The organism is Isoptericola sp. b515 (assembly GCF_030588125.1).
Lineage (GTDB): Bacteria > Actinomycetota > Actinomycetes > Actinomycetales > Cellulomonadaceae > Isoptericola > Isoptericola sediminis.
Genome location: NZ_JAUQYR010000002.1, coordinates 669,987 through 687,796, shown reverse-complemented (window position 1 = coordinate 687,796; position 17,810 = coordinate 669,987). Strand labels below are relative to the sequence as shown.

The following is a 17,810-nucleotide window of genomic DNA, read 5'->3' as shown; positions in this document are numbered from 1 at the left end:
GCTCAGCGGCCGGTGAGCGTGTGACCCAGCGCGTCCCCCTCGCCGGCCGGCAGCACCCGCAGCCGGCGCGGGACGGCGGCGGTCGCCTCGGCGGCCGCCGCCCGCAGCGACTCCGGGGTGTCGTCGGAGACCCGCACGAACCAGCCCGAGCACTCGTCGAGCTCGCCCCGAGCGAAGGCGACCGCGACGTCGACGGTGCGCTCGACGGGCGTCCACTCCGTACGGCCCTCGTGGGTCCGCATCCCGGCGGTCATGTCCGTGGCCACGACGCCGGGTGCCAGCTCGAGGGTGCGCAGACCCTGGTCGTGGCCCATGGCGTGCAGCTGCTGGCCCAGGCGCATCAGCGCCGTCTTGGACAGGTTGTAGGCGCTGGAGTAGGTCATGTCGTGCGACCCGGCGCCGCTGTTGAGGTCGACGACCCGGCCGCCGCCACGCGCCAGCATGCCCGGCACGACGTGCCGCGCGAGCAGGAACGGACCGCGGACGTTCGTCTCCATCACCTGCCACCACTCCTCGACGTCCGCCTCCCACAGGGGGACCTCGGCGTCGATGCGGCCCGCGTTGTTGACGAGCAGGTCGACCGACCCGAGCTCGTCCTCCGCCTGCCGGACGGCACTCGCGACCGCCTCGGGGTCGGTGACGTCGCAGGGCAGCACGACGGCCGTACGACCCGTCGCACGCACCTGCTCGGCGACCTCGGCCAGCCGGTCGGCGTCCCGGGCGAGGAGCGCCACGTCCAGGCCGGCGTCGGCCAGCCCGAGCGCGACAGCGCGGCCGATGCCGCGCGTCGCGCCGGTGACCAACGCCGTCCGCGCCGCGGGGAGGTCCTGGGGCTCAGCCACGGAGCACCGCCCCCACCCGCTCGGCCGTGACCCGCACCACGCCGTCCCGGGCGGCCCGGACGTCCTCGGCGGTCAGCGTCCGGTCCGCGGCCCGGAGCCGGACCGAGTACGCCAGGGACTTCTTGCCGCGGCCGATCTGCTCGCCCGTGAAGAGGTCGAACAGCTCGACCCGCTCGAGCAGCTCACCCGCTCCCGCCACGACGGCGGCCTCCACGTCGGCGGCCGGCACCGTGGCGTCCACGACGAGGGCGAAGTCCTCCTTGGCCGCGGGAAAGGCCGAGACCGGCGCCGCGACCCGGGGCGACCCGTCGGCGACGTCGACGAGCGCCGTCAGGTCCATCTCGAAGGCGACGGTGCGGCGCGGCAGGCCCAGCTCCTCGAGCACCTTGGGGTGCAGCTCGCCCGCGTGCCCCACGGTCCGGACCTCTCCGTCACCGCCGGCGACCTCGAACCGCGCGCAGCGACCGGGGTGCCAGGGCATGTGGTCGGGGTCGTTCGAGACGACGACCTCGGCACCGGCCAGGTCGGCGACCGTCCGGGCGGCGTCGACGGCGTCGGCCCAGTCGACCGGCCGTCCGGGCCCCCACCATCCGGCGGGGACGCGGTTCCCGGTCAGCACCCCGGCGACGCGGCGCGGCTGGTCGGGTGTGGCGGCGGCGAGCGCCTCGAGCTGGTCCGGCGAGGGCCGCACACCCACCGGCAGCTGCGGCGCCGCCGGGGCGTCGGCGACCGGTCGGGTCACCTGGCCCATCTCGAACACGGCGACGTCGTCGATCCCGCGCGAGACGTTGCGCCGCGCGGTGTCGAGCAGGCTGACCAGCAGCGTGGTCCGCATCAGCGGGCGGTCCTCGGCCAGCGGGTTCGCCAGACGCAGCGCGGTCCGACGCGGGTCGTCGGCGGGCACCCCGAGGGCGTCGAGGTCCTGCTGCCCGACGAACGGGTAGGACAGCACCTCGACCAGCCCCGCGTCCGCGAGCGCCCGGGCGACGGAGCGGCGGATGCGCTGCTCCGGCGTCAGGCCCCGACCGCCCGGGGCGGCCGGCAGGACGGAGGCGATCTGGTCGTAGCCGGCGATGCGCACGACCTCCTCGACCAGCGCCGCCGGCTCGACCAGGTCGGGCCGCCACGTCGGCGGCGTGACCGTCAGGGTGTCCGCACCGGACACCGCGCACCCGATCTGCTCCAGGATCTGCACGACCTGCTCGCGGGTGTACGGCACGCCCGAGGTGCGGGACGGCAGGGAGACGTCCATGGCCAGGGGCGCCGGGGTCGTGGTGGTGTCCAGGTCGCTCACCGCCGGGTCGGCCGTGCCGCCGCCGAGCTCGACGAGCAGGTCGACGACGCGCTGCGCGGCGACGGCGGGCAGGCGCGGGTCGACGCCGCGCTCGAAACGCTTGGCGGCCTCGGAGGGCAGCTTGTGCCGACGGGCGGTACGGGCGACGGTGACCTGGTCGAAGTGCGCCGCCTCGACGAGCACGTCCGTGGTGGCCGCGGAGACCTCCGACGAGGCGCCCCCCATGACGCCGGCCAGGCCGAGCACCCGTGAGCCCGGGCCGTCGGGCGAGTCGGTGATGAGCAGGTCCTCGGTGTCCAGGGCGCGGTCGACCTCGTCGAGGGTGGTCAGCCGCTCCCCCGGTGCCGCACGGCGCACCACGATCGGTGCCGTGACCGCGTCGAGGTCGTAGGCGTGCAGCGGCTGACCCAGGTCGAGCATCACGTAGTTGGTGACGTCCACGGCCAGGGAGATGGACCGCATGCCGGAGCCCTCGAGCCGTCGCTTCATCCACGGCGGCGTCGGCGCGGTCGGGTCGATCCCCCGCACGATGCGCGTGACGAACCGGTCGCAGCCGACCTGCCCGTCGATCGGCGCGGTGTCGTCCACCGCGACGGCGAACCCGTCCGCGGTGGCGGCCGGCGGCGCGGTGGGCAGCGCCTCGGCCAGGCCGCGGTCGGTGAACGCGGCGCCGGTCGAGTGGGCGTACTCCCGGGCAACCCCGCGGTAGCTGAAGGCGTAGCCGCGGTCCGGGGTGACGTTGATCTCGAGCACCTCGTCACCCAGGCCGAGCAGCGCGACCGCGTCCTGCCCGGGGGTGAGGTCCGCGGCGTCGAACCCGGCCTCGGTCAGCACGAGGATGCCCCCGTGGTCGTCGCCCAGGCCGAGCTCCTTGGTCGAGCAGATCATGCCGTCGGAGACGTGCCCGTAGGTCTTGCGCGACGCGATCGCGAACCCGCCGGGCAGCACCGTGCCCGGCAGGGAGACGACGACGAGGTCGCCGACGCCGAAGTTGTGCGCGCCGCACACGATGCCCCGCGCACCACCGGCGGGCACGTCGGCGTCGTCGACGCCCGTGATCCGGGTCGCGTTGTGCTCCGGCCCGACGTCGACCAGGCACCAGTTGATCGTCTTGCCGTTCTTCTGCGGCTCGCCGGTCATCTCCAGCACCCGGCCGACGACGAGCGGCCCGGAGACCGCGGCGGGGTGGATCTCCTCCTCCTCGAACCCGACCCGGACCAGGTCGGCGGCGAGCTGCTCCGTGGTGAGGTCCGCGGGCAGCTCGACGTGGTCGGCCAGCCAGTCTGCAACGATGCGGGGCATCAGATCTCCGTCCCGAACTGCGTGGAGAAGCGCACGTCGCCCTCCACGATGTCGTGCATGTCAGCGATGGAGTGGCGGAGCATGAGCGTGCGCTCGATGCCCATGCCGAACGCGAACCCGGAGTAGACCTCGGGGTCGACGCCGGCGGCCCGCAGCACGTTCGGGTGCACCATGCCGCAGCCGCCCCACTCGATCCAGCCGGCACCACCCTTCTTCTGCGGGAACCACAGGTCCATCTCGGCGCTGGGCTCGGTGAACGGGAAGAAGCTCGGACGCAGGCGCGTCTTCGCCTCCGGGCCGAACATCTCCCGGGCGAAGGCGTCCAGGGTGCCCACGAGGTTCGCCATCGTCAGTCCTTCGTCGACGGCGAGGCCCTCGACCTGGTGGAAGACCGGCGTGTGCGTCGCGTCCAGGGCGTCGGTGCGGAACACCTTGCCGGGGCAGGCGATGTACAGCGGCACACCGCGGGCCAGCAGGGACCGGGCCTGGACCGGGGAGGTGTGGGTGCGCAGCACGAGGTTCGCACCGTCGGTGCGGTCTCCCCCGTCGGTGCCCGCGACGTAGAAGGTGTCCTGCATCTGGCGGGCCGGGTGGTCCGGACCGAAGTTCAGCGCGTCGAAGTTGAACCACTCCGCCTCGACCTCGGGTCCGTCCGCGATCTCCCAGCCCATCCCGACGAAGAAGTCGGCCACGCGCTCCTGGATCAGCTCGATCGGGTGGCGGGCACCGGCCGGGGTCCGGTTCGTCGGCAGCGTGACGTCGACGGTCTCCTCGACGAGCACCCGCGCGTCGCGCTCGGCCTCGAGCTCGGCCTGCCGGGCCGTGAGCGCCTGGTTGATGCGTCCGCGCCGGGGACCGACGTTCTTGCCGGCCGCGGCCTTGTCGGGGCCGGGCAGCGCCCCGATGGCACGGTTGGCCAGGGCCAGCGGGCTCTTGTCACCCGTGTGACGGGTGCGGACGGTCTTCAGCTCGTCGAGCTGGGTCGCTGCGGCGACGTCGGCCAGCGCGGCGTCCACCGCGGCGTCCAGGGCGGCGACGTCCAGCGGGTCGGGCAGCGGTTCGGGCGCAGTCATGCGTGCCTTCCTGCGTGGTGTGAGAGCGGCACCGCACAGTCTATGGTCCCGCGAGCGGCAGCACCGCGACGTCGTCGTGGGCCGGACCGCCGGACCGGCCGGCGCCGAGCCGCGAGGCCACCACGTGCACCGTCCGGACCGGCCAGGAGGGTCCGCGGTAGACCGCCAGGGCGTGGGCCCACCGGGAGAAGGGCGTGACCGGCTCGGCCGACTCCGCACCACGCCGGCCGCGGCGCCCGCCGGACCGGTCGCCGCCCACCCGTGCGCCGGAGGACCGGGCCACCGTCAGGTGCGGTCTCCCGCCGGCGCGGTCCGCCCCGTGGATCCCGGCCTCGGCGGCCGCGGCGGAGACGTCGCGCGACAACGACCGCAGCCGGTCCACGTCACCGCCGACACCGACCCAGAGCGTGCGGCCGCCGAACGTCCCGCTGCCCACCAGCACGAGCTCGAAGGCCGCCGTCCCCTCCAGCACGGCGGCCAGCTCGGCGACGTAGTCCTCGACCGCCCCGTCGGGGACCCCTCCGTGGAAGGCGAGCGTCACGTGCCGCTGCTCCCGGGGCACCCACCGCGGGCCGCCGGCCGGCGCCGTGGGCGACCCGCCGCCGACCCCGCCGAGCGCCAGGTCGAGGTGCTCGAGCGCCTCGCGGGGTGGGTAGACGGCCGTGAAGAGTCGCACGCGCCGATCGTACGGCCGGGCGTCGGCGGGGGGGTCTGCGTGATCCGTCGAAAAAACTTCGATCCGTCTGCATCCGACCGAGGGGCCCCCGACGAACACACGGGTGTCATGGCCCCGAAGGAGAGGAAAGACCCATGAAGCGCATCGCGATCGCCGGCGTGTCCGCGGCCCTCGCCGCCCTGGCCACGGTGGGAGCCGCCGGCTCGGCCTCCGCCCACGCCCCGGTAGGTGCGGGTGAGGGCGGCAAGCCCACCGGCATCGAGTGCCAGCAGTTCGGTATCGGCGTGCTCCAGGACACCGGCGTCCTGAGCAGCGTGGCCGCGAACGGGCTCGAGTGGCCGATCGGGAGCGGCGACTACCTGCCCTTCAGCACGGTGCTGAAGATCCACCGCACCGACCCCGGTACCGCGAACGTGGTGCTGAAGGCCTACGCGGACGTGCTGCTGCCCGGCGCGGACGTCGACGGCGCCATCGACGCCGCCTGCCCGGCCTGATCTCGGGCCCATCGACCGGCCGAGGGCCCCGCGTGTTCGTCCCACGCGGGGCCTTCGGTCATGTCCGGACGGGTGCGCCAGGGTCTCAGCGCTGCGCGCGTCCGGAGGCGTAGAGGCAGACCGTGGCGGCGGTGGCGAGGTTCAGCGACTCGGCCCGGCCACGGATCGGGACACGGACGACGGCGTCGGCCAGCGCCCGGTCCTCGCTCGGCAGGCCCCAGGCCTCGTTGCCGAACACCCAGGCGGCGGAGGCGGCCAGGTCGGGCACACCCTCGGGGCTCGCGCCGGCGACGTCGAGCAGATCGTCCAGGTCGTGGTCGCCGGTGCCGTCGGCGGCCAGCACGGCGCACCCGGCGGCACGGACGCCCTCGACCACGTCGGACAGCGGCACCCCCGTCACGACCGGGAGGTGGAAGAGCGAGCCCGCCGTCGAGCGGACGACCTTCGGGTTGTGGACGTCGACGCTCTCACCGGCCAGCACCACCAGGTCCGCCCCCGCCGCGTCGGCGGCACGGATCACGGCGCCGGCGTTGCCGGGGTCGCGGACGGAGGCCAGCACGGCCACGAGCAGCGGACGGTCCGGCGACCTGCGCCGGTCCAGGGCCTCGCCCAGCTCGGGCTCGTCGGTGCGCACGACGGCGAGGACGCCCTGCGCGTCGGGGCTCATGGCGTCCAGCACCTCGGGCGTACCCAGGTGCACGTACAGCCCGGCGTCCAGCGCCGTGTCCAGGATCTCGGGGTGCCGTCGCGCCGCGGAGGCCGTGAGGTAGACGTCGCGCACCCGGGCGGACGCGTGCCGCACGGCCTCGCGGACGCCCTGGGGTCCCTCCACGAGGAACTGTCCGTGCTTCGCACGTGCAGAACGCCCGGACAGCGCCCTGACCTGCTTGACGCGACCTGCTCGCGGGTTGGCGAGGGTCACGTCCGGGATGCGGGGCATCGGCAGGAGGGCTGTCCGGGCGTCCTGGAAGACCGAGCCGGAGCTCAGGCGGCCTTCGGCGCGTTGACGTCCTGGGGCAGGGCGTCCTTGGCGACCTTGACCAGCGCGTTGAACGCGGCGGTGTCGTTGACCGCGAGCTCGGCGAGCATGCGACGGTCGACCTCGACGCCCGCGGCCTTGAGGCCCTGGACGAAACGGTTGTAGGTCAGACCCTGCTGGCGGGCCGCAGCGTTGATGCGCTGGATCCACAGCTTGCGGAAGTCGCCCTTCTTGGCCTTCCGGTCACGGTACGAGTAGACGAAGGAGTGGGTGACCTGCTCCTTGGCCTTGCGGTACAGACGGGAACGCTGGCCGCGGTAACCGCTGGCGCGCTCGAGGGTCGTACGACGCTTCTTGTGGGCGTTGACCGCCCGCTTCACGCGTGCCACGTGATGCTCCTTGCAGTTCGGGTCGACAAGTGCTCCCGGCGGCGCGAGCCGCCGGAGAGATCACTTACCGAGCATCTTCTTGATTCGCTTGACGTCGGCCGGGGCGACGTCCTGGTCCACGGCGAGCCGACGCGTACGGCGGCTCGACTTGTGCTCGAGGTAGTGCCGGGCGTTCGTCTGCTCACGCATGAGCTTGCCCTTGCCGGTCGTCCGGAAGCGCTTCTTGGCACCGGAGTGCGTCTTGTTCTTCGGCATGACTGCCGTCTCTCCTCGTGTCGGTCACCCGCCCGGGGGCGGGGACGTGGTGCTGACCGTGGCCGGTGGGGGCCGACCCGGTGTCAGATGGTTCGTGCGGTGCTCAGCGCTCCCGAGGACCGGGCTTCGGCCCCGGCTTCGGCCCCGCCGCGGCGCTGGGCTCGGGCGCTGCCTGCTCCTCGACCGGCGCCTCCACCGGCTCCTCGGCCGGCTCCGGCTCGACCTGGTCGTCCGCGGCGCGGCGCGCCTCGGCCTTGACCTCGGACTTGGTCTTGCGCTGGGCGTTGACCTCGGCGGACCGCTTGCGCTGCTCGCTCTTGGCCTCGGACTTCTTCTTCACCGGCCCGAGGACCATGGTCATGTTGCGGCCGTCCTGCTTCGGCATGGACTCGACGAAGCCGAGGTCCGCCACGTCGTCCGCGAGCCGCTCGAGCAGACGCACACCGGCCTCGGGGCGGGACTGCTCACGACCACGGAACATGATCATGACCTTGACCTTGTCGCCGGCCGCGAGGAACCGCTCGACGTGGCCCTTCTTGGTGGCGTAGTCGTGCGGGTCGATCTTGAGACGGAACCGGATCTCCTTCAGGAGGGTGTTCGCCTGCTTGCGCCGCGCCTCACGCGCCTTCATGTCCGACTCGTACTTGTACTTGCCGTAGTCCATGAGCTTGGCGACGGGCGGACGGGCTGCCGGGGCGACCTCGACGAGGTCGAGGTCAGCGTCCTGGGCAAGCTTCAGGGCGACTCCCGTGGCGACCACGCCGACCTGTTCCCCGCCCGGGCCGATGAGCCGGACCTCGGGGACGCGGATCCGGTCGTTGATGCGAGGCTCGCTGATGGTGATGCTCCTAGTGCTCGATGTGACGACCGTCAGGAACGAGAAAGGCCCCCGTCCTGAGTCAGCAGGCGGAGGCCATCGATACCGTCGTCCTCCGGTGCCCCGCACCGACGGACGACCTGGTGGGACGACGCGAGTCGTCCGACCGGACCCGGCCCCTGTCGGCATCTGCCTGTCGGTGCGCGGGTGGGATGATCTCCACTTGCTGCACCCGGCCACTGGGCAGCCGGGTCGGTCGACCACACACTGTAGCACGGAGGCGCCGTAGGGCGGCCACGGGAACCCGTGTCGCCTCCGTCACCCCGACACGACCCCAAGACTGGAACGATTCCAGGGAACGATCTAGGGTGACGGCATGAGCAGGACACCGATCGACGACCCGGCGGAGCGCCAGCTGCTGCGCGACGCCGGTCTGCGCGTGACGGGAGTACGGCTCGCCGTCCTGCGTGCGCTCGGTGAGCACCAGCACTCGACGGCCGACACCGTGGTGCGGGCCGTGCGGGCCGAGCTGGGCACGGTCTCGGTCCAGGCGGTGTACGACTCGCTGCACGCCCTGGCCGACGCCGACCTGCTCCGCAGGATGGAACCCGCCGGCCACCCCGCCCGCTACGAGCGCCGGGTCGGCGACAACCACCACCACATCGTCTGCCGCGCGTGCGGAGCGGTCGCGGACGTCGACTGCACGGTGGGGCACGCGCCCTGCCTCCTGCCGAGCGACGACCACGGCTTCACGGTCGACCTCGCCGAGGTGACCTTCTGGGGGCTGTGCCCCCGGTGCCGCGGCTGACACAACCCCCTGAGAAAGGACGTCACTCCATGACGACCCCCACGACGACGCAGACCGGCAGCCCGGTCGCGAGCGACCAGTACTCCCTCACGGTCGGTGCCGACGGCCCGACCGTGCTGCACGACCGGTACCTGGTCGAGAAGCTCGCCTCGTTCAACCGCGAGCGCGTCCCCGAGCGCAACCCGCACGCCAAGGGCGGTGGCGCGTTCGGTGAGTTCGAGGTCACCGAGGACGTCTCGCGGTACACCGCGGCCGCCGTGTTCCAGCCCGGTGCCACGTCCGAGACCCTGCTGCGGTTCTCCTCCGTGGCGGGCGAGCAGGGTTCCCCCGACACCTGGCGCGACGTGCGCGGTTTCGCGCTGCGCTTCTACACCACCGAGGGCAACCTCGACGTCGTCGGCAACAACACCCCCGTGTTCTTCCTGCGCGACGCGATGAAGTTCCCGGACTTCATCCACTCCCAGAAGCGCCTCGGCGCCTCCGGTCTGCGCGACGCCGACATGCAGTGGGACTTTTGGACGCTGTCGCCCGAGTCCGCCCACCAGGTGACCTACCTCATGGGCGACCGCGGGCTGTCGCGGTCGTGGCGCCACCTCAACGGCTACGGCTCGCACACCTACCAGTGGATCAACGCCGAGGGCGAGCGGTTCTGGGTGCAGTACCACTTCATCTCGCACCAGGGCGTCGAGCACCTGAGCAACGAGGACGCCGAGCGCATCGCCGGCGAGGACGCGGACTACTACCGCCGCGACCTGTACGAGGCGATCGAGCGCGGCGAGCACCCCTCCTGGGACGTCAAGGTCCAGGTCATGCCGTACGAGGACGCCAAGACCTACCGGTTCAACCCGTTCGACATGACGAAGGTCTGGCCGCACGCCGACTACCCGCTGATCAAGGTCGGGACCTTCACCCTGAACCGCAACCCGCGCAACTTCTTCGCGGAGATCGAGCAGGCCGCGTTCTCGCCGGGCAACCAGGTGCCGGGGACGGACATCTCCCCCGACAAGATGCTCATGGCCCGCGTGTTCTCCTACAACGACGCGCACCGCCACCGCATCGGCGCCAACTTCAACCAGCTCCCGGTGAACCAGCCGCACGCCTCCGAGGTGCACACCTACATGCACCAGGGCCCGATGCAGTACCACTTCAACGGCCCGGAGCACCCGGTCTACACGCCGAACTCCTTCGGCGGCCCGGCCGCGGACCCGACGCGCACCGCCGAGGGCAGCTGGGAGACCGACGGCGAGCTGATGCGCTCCGCCTACACCCTGCACGCCGAGGACGACGACTTCGGGCAGGCCGGCACCCTCTACCGGGAGGTCTTCGACGACGCCGCCAAGGCGCGCTTCCTGGAGACCCTGACGGGTCAGGGCAAGGCGATCACGGTCGACGAGATCCGCGAGCGCTTCTTCCAGTACTGGACGAACGTGGACGCCGAGCTCGGCGCCAAGCTGCGCTCCGAGGTCGCCGCCTGACCGGTGTGACCTGACGTCCCGAGGCCGGACCCGCCGACGCGGGTCCGGCCTCGGTCGTGCGGGCGCCGGAAGGTGCCAAGATGTACCCCATGAACGCCAGCACCGACCCCCTCGACGCGACCGGGGCCACGCGCGACATCGCCGACGTGGCCGCCGTCGAGGTCATCACCACCTCAGCGGTCCACCTGATGAGCGCCGCCGCGGTCAAGTGCGGCCTCGCCGCCGAGGACGACGCCTCCGAGCACCTCGACCTCGACGAGGCCCGCAAGCTCATCACGGCGCTGGCCGCGCTCGTCACCGCCAGCGCGCCGGACATCGGCAACCAGCACGCACGGTCTCTGCGGGACGGGCTGCGGTCCCTGCAGCTGGCGTTCCGCGAGGCGTCCGTCGTCCCGGACGCCCCCGGCGAGGGTCCCGGGGAGTCCTACACGGGTTCCGTCGTCTGACATGACGTCGCCGACGCCGTCCTGGGAGGCCGCGGGGCCGGTGCACCGCACCGAACCCGCGCCCGGGCGCGGGACGCCCCGGAGAGGACGGGGCTGGCGGGTCGCCACGATCGTGCTCGCCGTGGCCCTCGTCGTGGCCGTCGCCACCGCCGGGTACCTGTGGCAGACCACGGACGCGTGGGAGGACCACGCGGCCGAGTGGGAGGGCGAGGCGCAGCGGTACGCGGAGGAGGTCGCGGCGCTGCAGGTGGAGCTGGACGGGGTCACCGCCGAGCTCGTCGCCGCACGCGAGCAGCTCGACACCGCCACGGAGCGGATCACCGCGCTCGCCGACGAGAAGGCCCAGCTCGGCGACGAGAACGTCGCCAGCCAGCAGTACCTGGACTACCAGCGCCGCGTCAGCGAGGCGGCGGGCGTCGTGGCCACCGCGCTCGGGCAGTGCACCCAGGCGCAGTTCCAGCTGATCGGGTACCTGGAGAACCGGGAGGCCTACGACCCGGCCGACCTCGAGCGGTTCGGCGAGGACGTCCAGGCGCTGTGCGACGAGGCCACCGAGGCCAACGACCAGCTGCAGCAGGAGCTCTCGCGGTGAGGGCACCGCTGCGCACGGGCGTCGTGGCGGCGGCGGTGGCGCTCGCGGCGTCCTGCGGCACGCTGCCCGACATGCCGCCGCCGGTCCCGGCCGACCTGGTCCCGACCGTGGCGGTCCCGTCGCTGGACCCCGAGGAGTCGGCCCGCCTCTCCCCCGACGGCTTCGACGCGGTCCAGCGGATGGCCGTGCGGATCCGCAACGTCGGCTGCCAGGGACTGTCGACCGGTTCCGGGTTCGCGCTGGACGCCACCACGCTGATCACCAACCGTCACGTCGTGGCGGACTCGGAGTCGCTGCAGGTCAACACCTACGACGGACGCGACATCGACGTGTCGGCGGCGAGCACGGCCGCCCTCGCCGACCTCGCGGTCGTGCGCACCGAGGACGAGCTGCCGTCCGCCCCCGAGCTGGCCGAGGCCGACCCGGAGCCCGGGGCGTCGGTCAGCGTGGTCGGGTACCCGTCCGGTGGCGCGCTGACCGTCACCGCGGGCGAGGTCATCGGCACCACGACCGACCCGCTCAACGAGAACCTCGGCGAGGTGCTCGTGACGGACGCTCCCGTGGAACCTGGCTCCTCCGGGTCCGCCGCCCTGGACGAGGCCGGGCGCGTCATCGGCGTGGTCTACGCCAAGACGACCGACGGACGCTCCCTGGTCGTCCCGCAGTCGACGCTGCGCGAGCTGCTGGAGGACACCAGCGCGTTCACGCCGCTGCCGGCCTGCTGACGGCCTCAGCGAGCGGCGGCGATGCGCAGCTCGAGGGAGTCCACGCGCTCGGCCACCACCGTGGCGGCGGCGAGCCGCGCGTTGACCTGGCCGAGCACCGCGTCGAGGCCCGCGCGGTCGAGCCCGGGGTTCAGCTCCAGGCGCACCGCCACCTCCGCCGACCGGCCGGGCAGCGCCGTCGCGCGCACGACGTGCTGCACGGGGGCGGCGGCGTCCGCGATGGCCCGGGCCACCTCGGCGTCGACCTCCAGACCGTCGTCCGTGGGGACCAGCGCCGGGCGCCACTCCACACCCTGGGCGAGCGCCCAGACGGCGGGCCGGGGCACCAGGGCGGTGACCGGTCCGGCAGGGTCCAGGACCAGCAGCGACCACTTCTCGTCCACGGCCGACAGGGCGGCGCGGGCCGCCTCGGCGGGCACCGGCCGCGCATCGGCCCGCCAGGCCTGCATGGCCGCCACGGAGGAGAAGATCGGCAGGGCGCGGCGACCGTCGGGCGACTCGAGGGCGACGACGCCCGCCGAGGCCTCCTTGTCGACCGCGAGCTCGGCGCCGTCGTGCTCGACGGTGCCCTGCGACTCGACCTCCGCGAGGACCGGGACGAGCACACGCGTCTCGGCGAGCCGGGCGACGACGTCGCGCAGCGGCGTCGTCCCGGCGCGCCACCCCTCGAGGCGACGCACCAGCTCGGCGTCCGCGGACCCGTCGTCGCCGGCGAACTGGCTCGTGGGCTGGATCGACCTCATGGCCGGCCCGCCACGTCGAGCGCCTCGGGCAGCGTGAACGCCCCCGCGTACAGCGCCTTGCCGACGACCGCACCCTCGACACCGTCACCGGTGAGGGTCCGCAGCGCGGCGAGGTCGTCCAGGGAGGAGATCCCGCCCGAGGCGACGACCTTGGCCGGGGTGCGCGCGGCGACCTCCCGCAGCAGGTCCACGTTGGGGCCGCGCAGCGTCCCGTCCTTGGTGACGTCGGTGACGACGTAGCGGGCGCAGCCGGCCGCGTCGAGCCGCTCGAGCACCTCCCACAGGTCACCGCCGTCACGGGTCCAGCCGCGGGCCGCCAGGGTCGTGCCCCGCACGTCCAGGCCGACGGCCACGGCGTCGCCGTGCTCGGCGATGACGCGGGCGGTCCAGGCCGGGTCCTCCAGCGCGGCGGTGCCGATGTTGACGCGCCGGGCGCCGGTGGCCAGGGCGCGTTCGAGGGAGGCGTCGTCGCGGATGCCGCCGGACAGCTCGACCTGCACGTCGACCTCCTGGACCACGCGGGCCAGCAGGTCGGCGTTCGAGCCGCGGCCGAAGGCGGCGTCGAGGTCGACCAGGTGGATCCACTCGGCACCGCCCTCCTGCCAGTCGAGGGCGGCGGACAGCGGGTCGCCGTACGAGGTCTCCGAGCCGGCCTCGCCCTGGACGAGACGGACGGCCTGGCCGTCCGCGACGTCGACGGCGGGCAGCAGCACCAGTCGTTCGGTCATGCGGGAGTTCTCCAGTCGTGGTGGGAGAGGACGGTCAGAGCGAGCGCACCCAGTTCTCGAGCAGGGTGGCGCCGGCGTCGCCGGACTTCTCGGGGTGGAACTGCGTGGCGGACAGCGGGCCGTCCTCGACGGCCGCGACGAACCGCGCCGGCGAGTCCGCCGGTCCGTGCGACGACCACGTGACGAGCGGCGGGGTGAAGCGCGGGTCGGCGTCGTCGTCGTGACCCTGGGTGAACGACTGCGCCGCGTAGGAGTGGACGAAGTAGAAGCGTTCGTCCTCGACGCCGCGGAACAGCGTCGAGCCGGTCGCGGCCTCCACGCGGGACCACCCCATGTGGGGCACGACCGGCGCGTCCAGACGCTCGACGACGCCACGCCACTCCCCCAGGCCCTCCGTGCGCACACCGTGCTCGACACCCGCGTCGAACATGACCTGCATGCCCACGCAGATGCCCAGCACGGGGCGCCCGCCGGCGAGGCGTCGGTCGACGACCTGGTCGCCGCGCACCTCGCGCAGGCCCGCCATGCACGCCGCGAAGGCGCCCACGCCCGGGACCACCAGCCCGTCGGCCTCCCCGGCCACGTGCCGGTCGGCGGTCAGCTCGACCTCCGCGCCGACACGCTCGAGGGCACGGACCGCGGAGCGCACGTTGCCGAACCCGTAGTCGAGGACCACGACGCCCGGACGGTGCGACGACCGGGCGGCGGGGGCGGGCCGTGCGTTGAGCTCGGCGGAGGCACCTCCCTCGGGCAGCAGCTCGGGGGTCTCGGAGGCGCCCATCACTTCTTCTTCCGGGCCTTGCGGGACACGGCCGAGAGCATCCGGACGGCCTTGAGCCGGCCGATCCCGTCCGAGGACACCACGCCGGGCAGCTCGTCGAGCGAGAGGTGGCCGGTGAGCAGGTCCTCCAGCGCCTCGGGCGCGCCGCCGAGAACCAGCCCGGGCGGCAGCTCGCCGTCGTCGGCGCCGTCGGTGTAGCGGCGGCAGGTGAGCTGCTCGCCGTCCCGCGTCACCAGCACGAGGGGCACCCCCTTGACGACCTGCGAGATGCGGGCCGCCGCGGCGCGCGGGGCCTCGCCGGAGCGGTCGCGCAGGACCGCCAGCGCGCCGACCGGCGTCGGCACGGCGTCGACCTCGATCTGGGCCAGCACACAGGCCGCCGCGAGCGCCTCGGCGTCGGCGACCTGGGTGATGAGCACCGCGATCTCGGGCTCGTCGGAACCGGTCAGAGCCGACAGGTCGTCCGGGATCTCCAGGCCCTCCGGCAGCTCGGGCTCGGACGACCCGGACGGGCCGGGCCGGTCGGATTCGGGGAAGTTGGGCACCTACAGCGCTCCCTTGGTCGACGGGATGCCCTCGACCCGTGGGTCGAGCGCGACGGCGGCCCGCAGCGCACGGGCCAGGGCCTTGAACTGGGCCTCGACGATGTGGTGCGGGTCCCGACCGGCCAGGACACGCACGTGGAGGCAGATGTCCGCGTGGTGGGCGATCGACTCGAGCACGTGCCGGGTCAGGGATCCCGTGAAGTGCCCGCCGATCAGGTGGTACTCCTGCCCGGCCGGCTCCCCGGAGTGCACGAGGTACGGACGGCCGGAGACGTCCACCACGGCCTGGGCGAGGGCCTCGTCGAGGGGGACGAGGGCGTCGCCGAAGCGCGCGATGCCCTTCTTGTCGCCGAGGGCCTGCTTGAGCGCCTCGCCGAGGACGATCGCGGTGTCCTCCACGGTGTGGTGCGCGTCGATGTCGGTGTCGCCGGTGGCGCGCACCGTCAGGTCGATCAGCGAGTGCTTGCCCAGCGCGGTGAGCATGTGGTCGTAGAACGGCACCGTCGTGGAGATGTCGGTGCGCCCGGCCCCGTCGAGGTCCAGCTCGACGACGACGGTCGACTCGCTCGTGGCGCGCTCGATGCGCGCGGTGCGGCCTGTCATCCCTGCTCCTGTTCGGCGATCACGTCGGTCAGCGCGTCCTGGAACGCCTGGGTCTCCTCCCGGGTGCCGACCGAGACCCGCAGCCAGCCGTCCGGCCCGGTCTCGCGGATCAGCACACCGCGGTCCAGCAGCCCCTGCCAGACCGCGTGCCGGTCGGCGAAGGTCCCGAAGAGCACGAAGTTGGCGTCGCTCTCGGCCACCTGCACCGGACGACCGGCGCTGTGCTGCCGACGCAACCATGCCACGAGCGCGTCCCGCTGCGCACGCAGGTCCGCCACCTGAGCCAGCAGGAGGTCGCGGTAGGACAGCGCGGCCCGGGCGGCGGCCTGGGTCACGGCCGACAGGTGGTACGGCAGACGGACCACCCGCAGGGCGTCGACGAGCGGTGCCGACGCGGCGAGGTAGCCGAGGCGCAGACCGGCCGCCGCGAAGGCCTTGGACATGGTGCGCGTCACCGCCAGGTGCGGGTAGGTGTCCACCAGCTCCAGCGCGGACGGCGTCCCGGCACGTCGGAACTCGGCGTAGGCCTCGTCGACGACGACCACGGCGGGGATCCGTGCCGCGGCCTCCAGGACCACCTCGAGGGTGGCGCGCGGCAGCGCGGTCCCGGTCGGGTTGTTGGGGCTCGCCAGCAGGATCACGGAGGGCTGCTCGGCCTCGATCGTGGCCACGGCCGTGGTCGCGTCGATCGTGAAGTCCTCGGCCCGGCGACCGGTCACCCACCGGGTGTGCGTGTCCCGCGCGTACTCCGGGTACATGGAGTAGGTCGGGGCGAAGGACAGCGCCGTGCGACCCGGGCCGCCGAACGCCTGCAGCAGGTGCAGCATGACCTCGTTCGACCCGTTGGCCGCCCACACCTGCTCGGGTGCGACCCGGACGCCGGACTCCACGGCGAGGTAGTCCGCCAGGTCCTGGCGCAGCGCCGGGAAGTCGCGGTCGGGGTAGCGGTTCAGCGAGCGCGCGGCGTCGGCGACGCCGGCGGCGATGCCGGCCACGACCTCCTCGGAGGGCGGGTACGGGTTCTCGTTGACGTTCAGCAGCACGGGGACGTCGAGCTGCGGGGCGCCGTACGGCACCTGGTCGGCGAGCTCGGGGCGCAGCGGCAGGGCCGGCGCGTCGGGGGTGGTCACCGCCCCAGTCTACGAACTGTCAGACGACCACGACGTCGCCCCCGGACACCTCGACCGCGATCTCGGCCAGCGGCTCGGGAGCCGGGCCGGACTGCACCGCGGCGTCGTCGAGGGCGAAGACGGACCGGTGGCAGGGGCACTCGAGCACACCGTCGCCCGGGGTGACGGTGCACCCCTGGTGCGTGCACACCGCGCTGAAGACGTGCACCTCGCCCTCCGCGGGCTGGGTCACCAGGACCGGCACTCCCCCGACCTCGGCGCTCACGGCGCCGCCCACCGGGACGTCGGCGAGCGCGACGACCGCCTCGCCCGCGCCGGACGAGGCGGCGTCGTCCGCGGACGCGCCGGGGTCGGTGCCCTCGCTGCAGGCCACGAGCACCCCGCCGGCGACCGCGACGCCGGCGGCGGCACCGGCACCGCGCAGGAGCTGGCGGCGCGAGCAGCAGGGCGGGGTGGACGGCGTCATGGCGACTCCTCGGGTGTCAGGGGTGACGGATCTCACGTTCCGGTGGCAGCATGACCATCATGGACGCACCCAGCGGGCCGGTGCCAGCGAAGCACGGCGTGTCCGGCACGCACGTCGCCTGGTTCTGGCGCTCGGCGGCCGCCGTCGGCGTGGCCGCCTCGGCGGTCGTGCACCTCCTGCTGTGGAACCAGGGGTACCAGGACCTGGACGTGGTCGGGCCGCTGTTCCTCCTCAACGCCGCCGGCGGGGCCGTGCTGGCGGTGCTGCTCGTCGTCTGGCGGCACTGGCTCCCGCTGGTCGGCGGCATCGTGTTCGGCGCGACCACCCTGCTGGCGTTCGTGGCCTCCGGCACGGTCGGGTTCTTCGACGTGTCCGGACCGCTGATGTTCGGCCGGGACGAGACCATCGCCGCGGTCGCCGAGGTCCTCGCCGTGGTCGCCTCCACGGTCGCGCTGCTGCGCGAGCAGCGCCGCTGAGGCTGTGGACCGGCACCCGTGCTGTCGCCGTCGCCCCCTACGATCGCAGGGTGACCTCCGCCGACGACCCGTACGCCGACCTCGAGCCCGTCTGGACGGACGCCGACGTGCCGCCGGACGACGACGCCCCGCCGCCGGACGACGAGAGCGGGCCGCCGGCGGACGCCCACC

Annotated in this window: 22 protein-coding genes; 7 read left to right on the top strand and 15 right to left on the bottom strand. The window is 73.6% G+C overall.

Annotated elements, in window-relative coordinates:
- Positions 1 to 2: 2 nt before the first annotated feature.
- From Q6350_RS08920 to thpR, 4 genes are read right to left on the bottom strand one after another with little or no spacing between them, the layout of a single operon-like run.
- Positions 3 to 842 carry an SDR family oxidoreductase gene (locus Q6350_RS08920; RefSeq protein ID WP_304603756.1) on the bottom strand — a complete coding sequence of 280 codons (840 nt, stop codon included), beginning with the start codon at positions 840 to 842 and terminating at the stop codon, positions 3 to 5.
- Positions 835 to 3,438 carry a phenylalanine--tRNA ligase subunit beta gene (pheT, locus tag Q6350_RS08915; RefSeq protein ID WP_305065962.1) on the bottom strand — a complete coding sequence of 868 codons (2,604 nt, stop codon included), beginning with the start codon at positions 3,436 to 3,438 and terminating at the stop codon, positions 835 to 837. Before pheT ends, Q6350_RS08920 begins: the two co-directional genes overlap by 8 nt.
- Positions 3,438 to 4,511 carry a phenylalanine--tRNA ligase subunit alpha gene (gene pheS / locus Q6350_RS08910; RefSeq protein WP_304603754.1) on the bottom strand — a complete coding sequence of 358 codons (1,074 nt, stop codon included), beginning with the start codon at positions 4,509 to 4,511 and terminating at the stop codon, positions 3,438 to 3,440. The genes pheT and pheS overlap by 1 nt, the downstream gene beginning before the upstream one ends.
- Positions 4,512 to 4,551: 40 nt before the next feature.
- A complete protein-coding gene (gene thpR / locus Q6350_RS08905; protein ID WP_304603753.1) occupies positions 4,552 to 5,187 on the bottom strand; it encodes an RNA 2',3'-cyclic phosphodiesterase in 636 nt (211 codons plus the stop codon).
- 134 nt (positions 5,188 to 5,321) lie between these two features.
- Between thpR and Q6350_RS08900 the strand changes: the two genes are divergently transcribed.
- Positions 5,322 to 5,681, top strand: a complete 360-nt coding sequence (locus tag Q6350_RS08900; RefSeq protein ID WP_304603752.1) for a hypothetical protein — start codon at positions 5,322 to 5,324, stop codon at positions 5,679 to 5,681.
- 85 nt (positions 5,682 to 5,766) lie between these two features.
- Here the strand turns inward: Q6350_RS08900 and Q6350_RS08895 are convergent, their stop codons facing one another.
- The 4 genes from Q6350_RS08895 to infC all read right to left on the bottom strand — a co-directional run bounded on the left by Q6350_RS08895 (position 5,767) and on the right by infC (position 8,091).
- On the bottom strand, positions 5,767 to 6,621 hold the full coding sequence (locus Q6350_RS08895) for an RNA methyltransferase (protein ID WP_305065961.1): 855 nt from the start codon (positions 6,619 to 6,621) through the stop codon (positions 5,767 to 5,769).
- A 44-nt stretch (positions 6,622 to 6,665) separates the two neighbouring features.
- Positions 6,666 to 7,049 (bottom strand): 50S ribosomal protein L20, encoded by a 384-nt coding sequence (gene rplT / locus Q6350_RS08890; RefSeq protein WP_171247708.1) that lies wholly within the window; start codon positions 7,047 to 7,049, stop codon positions 6,666 to 6,668.
- A gap of 60 nt (positions 7,050 to 7,109) precedes the next feature.
- A complete protein-coding gene (rpmI, locus tag Q6350_RS08885) occupies positions 7,110 to 7,304 on the bottom strand; it encodes a 50S ribosomal protein L35 (protein WP_171247709.1) in 195 nt (64 codons plus the stop codon).
- A gap of 103 nt (positions 7,305 to 7,407) precedes the next feature.
- Complete coding sequence (gene infC / locus Q6350_RS08880; protein WP_369810846.1) at positions 7,408 to 8,091, bottom strand: translation initiation factor IF-3; 684 nt, start codon at positions 8,089 to 8,091, stop codon at positions 7,408 to 7,410.
- A gap of 406 nt (positions 8,092 to 8,497) precedes the next feature.
- Here infC and Q6350_RS08875 point away from each other — a divergent pair, with 406 nt between their 5' ends.
- The 5 genes from Q6350_RS08875 (at position 8,498) to Q6350_RS08855 (ending at position 12,167) form a co-directional block, all read left to right on the top strand.
- Positions 8,498 to 8,929, top strand: coding sequence for a Fur family transcriptional regulator (locus Q6350_RS08875; protein ID WP_305065960.1), 432 nt, complete (start codon positions 8,498 to 8,500; stop codon positions 8,927 to 8,929).
- A gap of 29 nt (positions 8,930 to 8,958) precedes the next feature.
- Complete coding sequence (locus tag Q6350_RS08870; RefSeq protein WP_304603749.1) at positions 8,959 to 10,404, top strand: catalase; 1,446 nt, start codon at positions 8,959 to 8,961, stop codon at positions 10,402 to 10,404.
- Between the two features lie 89 nt (positions 10,405 to 10,493).
- Positions 10,494 to 10,850, top strand: coding sequence for a DUF1844 domain-containing protein (locus Q6350_RS08865; protein ID WP_171247712.1), 357 nt, complete (start codon positions 10,494 to 10,496; stop codon positions 10,848 to 10,850).
- A gap of 1 nt (position 10,851) precedes the next feature.
- Positions 10,852 to 11,442: a hypothetical protein gene (locus tag Q6350_RS08860; RefSeq protein WP_304603748.1), complete on the top strand. Its 591-nt coding sequence runs from the start codon at positions 10,852 to 10,854 to the stop codon at positions 11,440 to 11,442.
- Positions 11,439 to 12,167, top strand: coding sequence for a S1C family serine protease (locus Q6350_RS08855; protein WP_304603747.1), 729 nt, complete (start codon positions 11,439 to 11,441; stop codon positions 12,165 to 12,167). The genes Q6350_RS08860 and Q6350_RS08855 overlap by 4 nt, the downstream gene beginning before the upstream one ends.
- A 5-nt stretch (positions 12,168 to 12,172) precedes the next feature.
- Here the strand turns inward: Q6350_RS08855 and Q6350_RS08850 are convergent, their stop codons facing one another.
- Genes Q6350_RS08850 through Q6350_RS08820 form a run of 7 tightly spaced genes read right to left on the bottom strand, consistent with a single transcriptional unit; the run spans position 12,173 to position 17,163 of the window.
- Positions 12,173 to 12,910: an SseB family protein gene (locus Q6350_RS08850; RefSeq protein ID WP_171247714.1), complete on the bottom strand. Its 738-nt coding sequence runs from the start codon at positions 12,908 to 12,910 to the stop codon at positions 12,173 to 12,175.
- A complete protein-coding gene (gene priA / locus Q6350_RS08845; RefSeq protein WP_304603746.1) occupies positions 12,907 to 13,638 on the bottom strand; it encodes a bifunctional 1-(5-phosphoribosyl)-5-((5-phosphoribosylamino)methylideneamino)imidazole-4-carboxamide isomerase/phosphoribosylanthranilate isomerase PriA in 732 nt (243 codons plus the stop codon). Before priA ends, Q6350_RS08850 begins: the two co-directional genes overlap by 4 nt.
- A 34-nt stretch (positions 13,639 to 13,672) precedes the next feature.
- A complete protein-coding gene (gene hisH / locus Q6350_RS08840; protein ID WP_305065959.1) occupies positions 13,673 to 14,419 on the bottom strand; it encodes an imidazole glycerol phosphate synthase subunit HisH in 747 nt (248 codons plus the stop codon).
- Positions 14,419 to 14,964 carry a hypothetical protein gene (locus Q6350_RS08835; protein WP_171247717.1) on the bottom strand — a complete coding sequence of 182 codons (546 nt, stop codon included), beginning with the start codon at positions 14,962 to 14,964 and terminating at the stop codon, positions 14,419 to 14,421. Before Q6350_RS08835 ends, hisH begins: the two co-directional genes overlap by 1 nt.
- The gene (gene hisB, locus Q6350_RS08830) at positions 14,965 to 15,567 is read right to left on the bottom strand and encodes an imidazoleglycerol-phosphate dehydratase HisB (protein WP_171247718.1); all 603 of its coding nucleotides are present in this window, start codon (positions 15,565 to 15,567) and stop codon (positions 14,965 to 14,967) included. It lies immediately after the preceding gene.
- Positions 15,564 to 16,697, bottom strand: coding sequence for a histidinol-phosphate transaminase (locus Q6350_RS08825; protein ID WP_304603744.1), 1,134 nt, complete (start codon positions 16,695 to 16,697; stop codon positions 15,564 to 15,566). The genes hisB and Q6350_RS08825 overlap by 4 nt, the downstream gene beginning before the upstream one ends.
- Before the next feature lie 19 nt (positions 16,698 to 16,716).
- Complete coding sequence (locus Q6350_RS08820) at positions 16,717 to 17,163, bottom strand: ubiquinol-cytochrome c reductase iron-sulfur subunit (RefSeq protein ID WP_171247720.1); 447 nt, start codon at positions 17,161 to 17,163, stop codon at positions 16,717 to 16,719.
- Positions 17,164 to 17,222: 59 nt separating this feature from the next.
- Here Q6350_RS08820 and Q6350_RS08815 point away from each other — a divergent pair, with 59 nt between their 5' ends.
- Positions 17,223 to 17,639 (top strand): hypothetical protein, encoded by a 417-nt coding sequence (locus tag Q6350_RS08815; RefSeq protein WP_304603743.1) that lies wholly within the window; start codon positions 17,223 to 17,225, stop codon positions 17,637 to 17,639.
- The last annotated feature ends 171 nt before the right edge of the window (positions 17,640 to 17,810 follow it).

Excerpts from the sequence above, each read along its gene's own strand:
- Q6350_RS08895 (WP_305065961.1), bottom strand. The coding sequence starts at position 6,621 with ATGCCCCGCATCCCGGACGTGACCCTCGCCAACCCGCGAGCAGGTCGC.
- rpmI (WP_171247709.1), bottom strand. The coding sequence starts at position 7,304 with ATGCCGAAGAACAAGACGCACTCCGGTGCCAAGAAGCGCTTCCGGACG.
- Q6350_RS08870 (WP_304603749.1), top strand. The coding sequence starts at position 8,959 with ATGACGACCCCCACGACGACGCAGACCGGCAGCCCGGTCGCGAGCGAC.
- Q6350_RS08815 (WP_304603743.1), top strand. The coding sequence starts at position 17,223 with ATGGACGCACCCAGCGGGCCGGTGCCAGCGAAGCACGGCGTGTCCGGC.
- pheS (WP_304603754.1), bottom strand. The coding sequence starts at position 4,511 with ATGACTGCGCCCGAACCGCTGCCCGACCCGCTGGACGTCGCCGCCCTG.
- Q6350_RS08875 (WP_305065960.1), top strand. The coding sequence starts at position 8,498 with ATGAGCAGGACACCGATCGACGACCCGGCGGAGCGCCAGCTGCTGCGC.
- Q6350_RS08820 (WP_171247720.1), bottom strand. The coding sequence starts at position 17,163 with ATGACGCCGTCCACCCCGCCCTGCTGCTCGCGCCGCCAGCTCCTGCGC.
- Q6350_RS08860 (WP_304603748.1), top strand. The coding sequence starts at position 10,852 with ATGACGTCGCCGACGCCGTCCTGGGAGGCCGCGGGGCCGGTGCACCGC.
- hisH (WP_305065959.1), bottom strand. The coding sequence starts at position 14,419 with ATGGGCGCCTCCGAGACCCCCGAGCTGCTGCCCGAGGGAGGTGCCTCC.
- Q6350_RS08850 (WP_171247714.1), bottom strand. The coding sequence starts at position 12,910 with ATGAGGTCGATCCAGCCCACGAGCCAGTTCGCCGGCGACGACGGGTCC.
- pheT (WP_305065962.1), bottom strand. The coding sequence starts at position 3,438 with ATGCCCCGCATCGTTGCAGACTGGCTGGCCGACCACGTCGAGCTGCCC.
- Q6350_RS08900 (WP_304603752.1), top strand. The coding sequence starts at position 5,322 with ATGAAGCGCATCGCGATCGCCGGCGTGTCCGCGGCCCTCGCCGCCCTG.
- Q6350_RS08865 (WP_171247712.1), top strand. The coding sequence starts at position 10,494 with ATGAACGCCAGCACCGACCCCCTCGACGCGACCGGGGCCACGCGCGAC.
- priA (WP_304603746.1), bottom strand. The coding sequence starts at position 13,638 with ATGACCGAACGACTGGTGCTGCTGCCCGCCGTCGACGTCGCGGACGGC.
- hisB (WP_171247718.1), bottom strand. The coding sequence starts at position 15,567 with ATGACAGGCCGCACCGCGCGCATCGAGCGCGCCACGAGCGAGTCGACC.